We start from the raw sequence: 1,885 nt of genomic DNA on the forward strand, positions 1-1,885 counted from the left end.
GATAGTGTAAAGTGAGCTATGAAAAAAATAACTCCAAAAAATATGCTTGTAAGAGCTTAGGTGATTGTGAATTTTTTCTAAAATAAGGTTTGATTGTTAGAACCGCCACCCTTGACTGCATGATAAATAAATGCTCTAAAATTGCAACCGACGGCGAAAAAACTCAAAAACAGATAGAGTTCACCGTCTTGTTCGCAGCATTTTAGCATTTATTTATAACGCTATCAAGGGCAAGCCCGAAGGGTGGCTAAGTATTTACCTCTGGCTCAAAAATCTAAAAACAGATAGTAGTTAATCTACTGGATTTTCCTGCATATTTAGAATGGTTTGTTGTCCAAGGTAAATAAGAAGCTGCCACTTGGCAGGCATGTTATCTGCATAACTTAAAATATCTAACTCATTTAGTGGATTCCAGTAGTTATAAGAATGGGGCCGCAGGAAATTATAATAGGCAACCCAAAGAGAAACACCATAAAGAGCACCATTTTCACTTCCATAACCACCAGTAACACGGTAGGAAGACTTGAAGGTGCGGTTAAGCCGTTCTACAACTTGCTTTACCCAACGGAATTCAGTGGATACAGCATCATCATTAGTAAGTCCAATAACTTGAGTAACATCAAAATCCCAGCCATTCATGAGTTTGCATTGCTGGCTGGCAAGAGGGTAAGCGCTGTAACCATCTGCAATAAATTTTAGGGCTTTATTTGGAAACTTCTTGAACTTTTCAAAAGCCATACGCATAGCTAGAATACAAGGTCCTACAGAACGAGTATCAGATACCTGATAGCCGAGAATGGACTTTTTACAGGCATCCATGACAATCCAAACGTAGTGTTTTATACCTTTAACCTTGATATAAGTTTCATCAGCAGAAAGAATTTTAGAAGGTTTATAGTCAAAAGTATCTGTAAAAGGTTTAATAACTGAGGCAGCAGTCACAGCATAATTAGCGATCATTGTGTGTGAGATCTTTATGCCATGTACTTCTGATAAAGCATGGGCAGTTTGTCTAGTAGATAATTTAAGATTTACGTGATAAGTAAGGCATAATCCCATGATATAGGCATTGAACTTCTTATACTTAAAGTTAATAGCACTTTTAGGAAGTCCATGTAAGTCCATCTTAAAAAAATCCACTGTGAATTCACGATAGATGTAGTGAAGCTTGTACTTGTATTTATCAGCAGCATTTAAGTTTTTAGGCAGTTTAGCAAGGTTACTGCAATAGTAAGAGCACTTTGGATTAACACATTTATGTATGCGAAAATGCTTTCGATCTTTTTTTGAGGAAAGAGTTTGTCCGCAATAGGGGCATACAAACACTATAGGTTTTGCAGCATAATTGCTTTCGTTGAAATTTTGACCACAGACCTTACACTGAAACTGACCTCTATTACCGTTGTTATCGTAGATATAATGGTGAGGGGCACCGCATCTTGGACACTCAATATTTTTAGGGATAGACTTTCCGTTACGTCTTTGAACGGGTTTGATTAGCTTATTGTATTTATGTTTGTAATAGGCTAAAAGAAGCATATAGTCTACCTTTTCAAAACGAATAATTTTAGGCAGTTTGTCCACTTTGAATTTTTGATATTCAGGACTATGTGAATCCTCATAAGCCCACTGCTTAAGAGGAATATATTTAGCAATAAATAGAAGTAATTGAGAAATTACTTTCAAAAGATGTTGATTATATAAGAATAAATAAGTTATAATTGAATCCAAGACAATGACACCCTTTCATGTGATTTTTGTTTGGTGAGAGATTCAATTATAACATGAAATTAGGGGGTCATTGTTTTTTTATTTAAAAAAACTTTGTAACCCTTGATATATAAAGAATATTTTTAAAAAATAGTGTAAAAAACTTTACACTAAC

Annotated in this window: 1 protein-coding gene; it reads right to left on the reverse strand. The window is 35.0% G+C overall.

Annotated elements, in window-relative coordinates; translation table 11 throughout:
* Positions 1-291: 291 nt before the first annotated feature.
* Positions 292-1,731, reverse strand: a complete 1,440-nt coding sequence (locus CLCOS_RS01135; RefSeq protein ID WP_065080041.1) for a DDE-type integrase/transposase/recombinase — start codon at positions 1,729-1,731, stop codon at positions 292-294.
* Positions 1,732-1,885 lie beyond the last annotated feature (154 nt).

Origin of the sequence: Clostridium coskatii (assembly GCF_001675205.1) — a bacterium.
Lineage (GTDB): Bacteria > Bacillota > Clostridia > Clostridiales > Clostridiaceae > Clostridium_B > Clostridium_B ljungdahlii.